Origin of the sequence: Microcystis sp. M_QC_C_20170808_M9Col (assembly GCF_007095495.1) — a bacterium.
GTDB lineage: Bacteria > Cyanobacteriota > Cyanobacteriia > Cyanobacteriales > Microcystaceae > Microcystis > Microcystis aeruginosa.
The window spans coordinates 1-6,529 of the sequence record NZ_SFBZ01000119.1 but is presented as its reverse complement, the minus strand read 5'-3'; the positions used below and the strand labels follow the sequence as shown (position 1 = coordinate 6,529).

Annotated in this window: 7 protein-coding genes; 1 reads left to right on the top strand and 6 read right to left on the bottom strand. The window is 43.9% G+C overall.

What is annotated here, in order from left to right; all coding sequences use genetic code 11:
* Positions 1-139 precede the first annotated feature (139 nt).
* From EWV68_RS07340 to EWV68_RS07325, 4 genes are all read right to left on the bottom strand, one after another.
* A complete protein-coding gene (locus EWV68_RS07340; protein WP_287169352.1) occupies positions 140-1,414 on the bottom strand; it encodes a glycosyltransferase in 1,275 nt (424 codons plus the stop codon).
* A gap of 173 nt (positions 1,415-1,587) precedes the next feature.
* Complete coding sequence (locus tag EWV68_RS07335; RefSeq protein WP_287169350.1) at positions 1,588-2,367, bottom strand: pantothenate kinase; 780 nt, start codon at positions 2,365-2,367, stop codon at positions 1,588-1,590.
* A 137-nt stretch (positions 2,368-2,504) separates the two neighbouring features.
* Positions 2,505-3,356: a metallophosphoesterase gene (locus tag EWV68_RS07330; protein ID WP_287169349.1), complete on the bottom strand. Its 852-nt coding sequence runs from the start codon at positions 3,354-3,356 to the stop codon at positions 2,505-2,507.
* A gap of 115 nt (positions 3,357-3,471) precedes the next feature.
* Positions 3,472-4,707 carry an LL-diaminopimelate aminotransferase gene (locus EWV68_RS07325; RefSeq protein WP_287169347.1) on the bottom strand — a complete coding sequence of 412 codons (1,236 nt, stop codon included), beginning with the start codon at positions 4,705-4,707 and terminating at the stop codon, positions 3,472-3,474.
* 153 nt (positions 4,708-4,860) lie between these two features.
* Here EWV68_RS07325 and EWV68_RS07320 point away from each other — a divergent pair, with 153 nt between their 5' ends.
* The gene (locus EWV68_RS07320; RefSeq protein ID WP_002759416.1) at positions 4,861-5,073 is read left to right on the top strand and encodes a DUF2839 domain-containing protein; all 213 of its coding nucleotides are present in this window, start codon (positions 4,861-4,863) and stop codon (positions 5,071-5,073) included.
* Positions 5,074-5,188: 115 nt separating this feature from the next.
* Here the strand turns inward: EWV68_RS07320 and EWV68_RS07315 are convergent, their stop codons facing one another.
* Both EWV68_RS07315 and EWV68_RS07310 read right to left on the bottom strand, forming a co-directional pair.
* Positions 5,189-6,130, bottom strand: a complete 942-nt coding sequence (locus EWV68_RS07315) for an NAD-dependent epimerase/dehydratase family protein (protein WP_287169345.1) — start codon at positions 6,128-6,130, stop codon at positions 5,189-5,191.
* A gap of 57 nt (positions 6,131-6,187) precedes the next feature.
* A partial coding sequence (locus EWV68_RS07310; protein ID WP_287169344.1) for an RNA-guided endonuclease InsQ/TnpB family protein occupies positions 6,188-6,529 on the bottom strand: 342 nt, incomplete at its 5' end.

The following is a 6,529-nucleotide window of genomic DNA, read 5'->3' as shown; positions in this document are numbered from 1 at the left end:
TTAAACTAATAAAACGGAGAGGCTATGGCTTTAGAAACTTTCGGAATTTTTGGGTTAGAAGTATGTTATCTTGGCATCTTGTATGTTGATTTAGCATAAAGGGTAACGAAGAGCCAAAAATACTCCTCTAGATAAGTAATTATCTAGCCACTTGATTCTTTTTCTGTTTGCGCTTATAGTCGCCTCGAGAAAGGTGTTTTTCTAACCAGATAGAGAGAACTATAAATAAATAACGACTGCCCATTTCCTTGAGTTTTAACTTGGAAACCCCCGTGGTACGATTGCGCCAAGTGATGGGAATTGTCGTATAGGAATATCCTCGCACGATTGCTTTTAAGGGCATCTCTACTGTTAAGTTAAAATGGTGAGAGAGTAGAGGTGAGATTCCTTCGATAACATCCTTACGATAGATTTTAAAGGCGTTAGTGGTATCATTAAATTTTAGCCCAAATAAAACTTGAATGAATAGATTAGCCAAACGATTGACGAATAACTTGTGCCTGGGATAATCAATAACTTTTCCTCCTTTGATAAAACGAGAACCAAAAACGCAATCGTAGCCTTCTTGCAGTTTATAATAATAGTCCACCATGTTATCGGGAGAGTCAGAATTATCTGCCATTACTACCGCCACTGCATCCCCGCTAAAATTTTCTAACCCACAGCGTACCGCAAAACCAAACCCGTTGGGATAATAGTTATTGATGTAGCGAATCCGGGGATTTTCTTGGTTGATTTTTTGCAGAACTGCTTCGGTGTTATCTTTGCTATTGTCATTAACCACTAGGATTTCATAATCAATTTTATCCTCTTCTAAACGTTCAGATATTAAGTGAGTGGTGCTTTCGATGCAATCTTCTTCGTTGTAAGCAGGGATAATTATTGATAGGGTTTTTACTGCATAGTTATCCCTTGACTGACGTGGGTGAGAGTAACCATCCATCTGGAAAGCTGGTGCTAATCCTTCGGGATAGTACATTTCTGTCTCATTAGTCTTATTCTTGGGTTTAAAAACTAGGCTATCACTGGCAACATAGTTAATACTGGCCCCCACTAAAACCCCAATCATTGTGTTAACTCCGGGGCTAATTCCTAACCAGTTTAAGAAGGGAAATATCAAGAAAACTCGCAGTAAAACTGCTAAACCTGCCGAGAGATGATAGAGAGGAAGTTGTATCAAAATCACATCTCTGATTGTCCAATCTCCCCCAGTCCACACCCAGATTCTGTAGATAAAGAAACTGGCAATTAAAGATATTTCTATCGAAATGACATTAGCAACATTCTTCAGAAATGGGGTATTGAATCCCAAGTCGTCAATGAACCAATAAATTAAGAATAAGTTGATTAGAAATGCCACTCCCCCAGCAATGAGAAATCGGAAAATTTTATTGTTGTAGATTTTAGTTAACATAATGGTATCTTAAAATATGCGCTGGTTGAGTTTTTTTGGGTCAATACTGCTCTTAATAACCTCATTGTGAACCAGCAGAACCAGTTACTAGAATGATCGCCATAACTATATCCTGAATTTTTTGCCTAGTTGTTGAGAAATTTCCCAGGTTGAGAAAACTTTCCCCGACTTTACTAGATATGTTCGCCTTTGTCAATTAAACAGGAGGAGATTCCCTTAACTGCGGCAATTCCCTGAAAAATGATCGTCTTATCCACTAGGAGTGATGTAATGGCGTTTTCTTGCCAGTAATCCCTAATTAAGTCCCCATCTCCCCCCGTTAAAATTATCCCGCTCTCTGGATATAAATTTAACCATTCCAGACTGAATTTTTCTATTCCCGCCAAAATTGTATAGATTATCCCACTTCTTATCCCTTCTGCTGTTTCTTTTGCCCACATCTGCGGTAATCTTTCCGGTAAGGACACCTCTGGTAAGGCTGCCGTCCGTTCCCTTAAACTGGCTAATTGCACCTTGAACCCGGGTAAAATTGCTCCCCCCACTAGCTTTTTATCCCCATCCACTCCCGTAAAAGTTAAGGCTGTCCCCGCATCGATGACTAAACAGGGAAATCCGTATTTTTCTCCAGCACCTAAGACAGCTAAAGCTCGATCAATGCCGAATGTTGCATATAAATCCAGCAAAGGAATGTCTTTTAAAGTAATTATCCGTAAATTGCCATAATTTGCCCATAATTCTCTTTGGCTAGGAACCACGGATGCGACAATCAATGCACAGTTACATTTATTTGTCAAGAGTTTAGGGAAAATTTGTTGCAAAAATTCATTACTTAGGGGTTCCCTCAGGTGGGGAGTATCGAGACAAGCTAACAGGGTTTGACCGCGAAAATACCCCCAATGTAGCCGAGAATTGCCGATCATCAAACCGATCCAGTCAGTATCTTGCTCAGTCATTTATTTAGTGGAAAGTGGGGGGATGGGGATTTTTCAGTGAGCAGTAACCAGTGGGGTAGTGGGGTAGTGGGGAGCGGGGAGATGGCGAGCTTTTTTGCTGTCATACTGTTCACTAAAAACTCACATCTGATCACTGATCACTGATCACTGATTCCAGACTGACTGCCGTTGATCAACGTAATTACCGTCACTTCGGGGGGACAAAAAAGACGACCGGGAAAATAGGTTCCTAAGCCTCGATTGACATATAATTGATTTTCCCCGACTCGGTGAAATCCCTCGGACCATTGCCAGTATCGGACTACTCTGCTAAACTGCCGGTGAAGGGGAACCCATTGACCATAGGGTTCGGGCAGCGATCGCCTAAGTTTCTCTAAAACTATCGGTAGGGAACCCATACCCGGGATAGTCACTTGGCCTCCGTGGGTATGACCGGATAACTGCAAATCCACGCGCCAATCCCTTAAAACCATGGCTGTATCGGGATTGTGGGAAAGGACAAGTCTGGGTATATCGGGAGCAATTTGCTCGAGGATTTGCGGTAAAAATTCCCCAGACCAATAATCGGCCAATCCGACAATGGGAAAATTTTCGCCGTAGGGTGTGGCGATTTCATTCCAGAGTACCCGAATTCCCACGCTAGTTAAGGCTGCTCTGACCGTTTCCCTTGCGTGGGGAGGATAACTGTCATGATTTCCTAAACAAGCATAAATACCCCCTTGACTTTCGAGAGCTTTTATGCTCTCGACCAGGGTAAAAATTGGCCTGGGACTATCGGTAATAAAGTCCCCCGTCAGGAAGATGAGATCGGGTTTTTCTTGATTAGTAATGGCGATCGCTTCTTGCAGGACAGCTACAGGCAAATGCTGTTCATCGCAGTGCAGATCTGACCACTGCACCAACTTGATCCCTTGCAGATGTGCCGGTAGGCCGGCAATTGCGATCGTTAATCTTTCTACCTGTAAGGATTCTAGCCAAAAGGGTCGCATCGGTGAGCCGTTGTCGGTGAGTAGTTACCGAAAAATTGGGTGTGTCAACAGTCTATCAATTATTCTCCGATGGGGTTGTTGGGGGATGCTTCCGCAAACATCCCTCTTTTGACCATTAGCCTTGAAATTTACTGATAATTCTTTCCATAGCGGCCTCGACGTTGGCACGACTATTAAAAGCCGACAGCCGGAAATAACCCTCTCCGGCAGCCCCAAAGCCGGATCCGGGGGTCCCCACCACATTACAGGTATGTAGCAGTTTATCGAAGAAATCCCAACTCGATAGACCTTGGGGCGTTTTTACCCAAACGTAGGGCGCATTTACGCCGCCATGGACTTCTAAACCAGCAGCGGTTAATTTTTCTCGGATAATTGTTGCATTTTGTAAATAAAACTTGACAAGTTCTTGTACTTGTGCTTGTCCTTCCGGGGAATAAACCGCCTCGGCCCCCCGTTGGACAATGTAGGAAACGCCGTTAAATTTGGTCGATTGCCGACGATTCCACAGTTTCCAGAGTTGCACATCACTGCCGTCGGCCGCTTTGGCCATGAGACTTTGGGGAACCACGGTTAAAGCGCAACGCGTCCCGGTAAAACCAGCATTTTTAGAAAAAGAGCGAAATTCGATCGCACATTGCCGCGCCCCCTCGATTTCGTAGATGGAATGGGGTAAACTGGCATCGGTGATAAAGGCCTCATAGGCCGCATCAAAAAAGATAATCGATCCGTTGGCCCTAGCATAATTGACCCAAGCTGTCAAGTGTTCTTTGGTAGCCGTGGCCCCGGTGGGATTGTTGGGAAAACAGAGATAGATTAAATCGACTTTTTCCGCCGGAATCTGGGCAGTAAAGTTATTTTCGGCGGTAATTGGCAGATAAATCAAGCCCTCGTATTCGCCGCGGTCGTTGGCCTCTCCCGTGTGTCCGGCCATAACATTAGTATCAACGTAAACGGGATATACTGGGTCTGTCACGGCGATCGAGTTATTATCTCCAAAAATATCGAGAATATTGCCCGTATCGCACTTAGAACCGTCGGAAATAAAGATTTCATCGGCACTTATATCACAGCCGCGAGCCTGAAAATCATGGACGGCGATTTTCTCCCTTAACCAAGCATAACCCTGTTCGGGCCCGTAACCCTTAAAGCTAGAGCGATCGCCCATTTCCTCCACTGCTTTGATCATTGCCTCACGACAAGCTAGGGGCAAAGGTTCGGTGACATCCCCAATCCCCAGACGGATAATATTAGCATCGGGATTAGCTGCCGCAAAAGCTTGGACTCGTCGGGCAATTTCCGGGAAAAGATAACCCGCTTTTAGTTTTAAGTAATTACTGTTAATGGTTGCCATAATTATTCTCGTTTCGGTCGCAACCTTTAATTCTATAATAGTCGGTCATCAGCCGTCAGTTTCGATCGCCCTCCTTCACGGACTGGGAGTGAGTGTAGGCGGTTGTCTTTCGATATACAATCAGAGAAAAACCTCTTAATAACTGACATTAGTATGGGTGAATCAAAACGTCGTCAATCGGCCCTGGGTGATAAGTATGGACAGGAAGAAAACATCCTGCCTTGGCTACCGATTACCAAAAGTCAAGCATCCCAAGCTTACAAGTTAACCACTAGGGGTGCCTGGATTGGTATAGGAGTTTTAGCTGGGGTTTGGGTAGTTATTCGCTTTGTCGGGCCGGCCTTCGGTTGGTGGAATGTCCAATAACTGGTTAAAGCTGCATCAGTTTGGGGGTTAGGGTTTTAGGGTTTTAGGGTGTTGGGGTTTTAGTTGAAATTCCCCCACTTCCCCACTTCCCCACTTCCCCACTTCCACCAAAAAATTAATTTTGTTGGTTTGCCAAGATCTGGTCATCGATCGCCAAGTCTATTTCTTGCCGATCGCGACCGGAAGGGAGATAATCATTCTGGAAGGAGTCTGCTAAACCACTGACGAGATCATATTCAGGCTGCCAGTTTAACTCCCGGGTGGCCTTATTAATATCAGCGTAAAAATGTTGAACCCGCAGGGGGAAAGGTTTCTTTTTGCCGAAGTCAAATTTTTTGGGGTTATAGTTAACAATCTCGATTTCCTCGGCATTTTTCCCCATCGCTGCCGCGCAAGCTTTTGCTAAACCGTTAAAAGTTACATAGCGATCGCCAGAAATATTATACACTTGACCGATAGCCTGAGAATTGCCCAATACTGCGGCCATGGCCTTAGCTAGATCGACAACGTGACCAAATTGGGTAAAATGTTCTCCATGACCGGGTATAGGAATAGGACGATTACGAACCAAACGGTCAAAAAACCAAGCTTCTAGGTCATTATAGTTACCCGGTCCGTAGATATAAACCGGACGGATGGAAGTCCAGGGTAAACCCATCTCGCTTAAATAGTTTTCTGTCTCGTGTTTTCCCTTGTGGCGACTTTTGGGATCTAGTTTATCCCCTTCTTTATGGGGCATTTGGTCGGATTTTAAATAAACCCCCGCCGAGCTAACATAGACAAAATGCCCGATTCTTTCCCTAAAAATCTGGACGAGGGGCTGAGTATCACTTAATTCTCTGCCATTATTATCGAAAATTGCCTCAAAACTCTCATTTTTAAGCTTTTCTTTCAGTTGCGCTGGGTCAGTGCGATCGCCATGTATCTGTCGTACTCCAGCAACCGGAGCGGGTTTATTGCCACGATTGAATAATACTACTTCATGACCCTGTTCTACTAACACTTTAGTCAAAGAAACACCGATAAATCGGGTTCCACCCATAATTAAAATTTTCATAAGTCGCCATTGTCAATATCAAGGTTATATTATCCGTTCTATTAAACCTACTCAAATCTACTCATGAGCAAATTTGACGTTAACTTCCTGCTTCACTGTAGTAGTGTCGGCACTATCTACTCTACAAGCTGACACGGTGGAACTCACCGCCAAAGAAGCTAGATTTAGACTAGCGTTCAAGTCTCGACCGCAAACTACATGGCATTGTTCACACTCAAAAACTCTTTCAGTTAAAGATAGAGACTCTTTCTTGTACCCACAATTGGAACAGGTTTTACTACTAGGAAACCACCTATCGGCTATGATTAATTCCGAACCATACAACTGAGTTTTATAATCAAGTTGTCTTCGGAACTCGTAAAAACCCATATCCTGAACGGCTTTAGCTAATTTGTGATT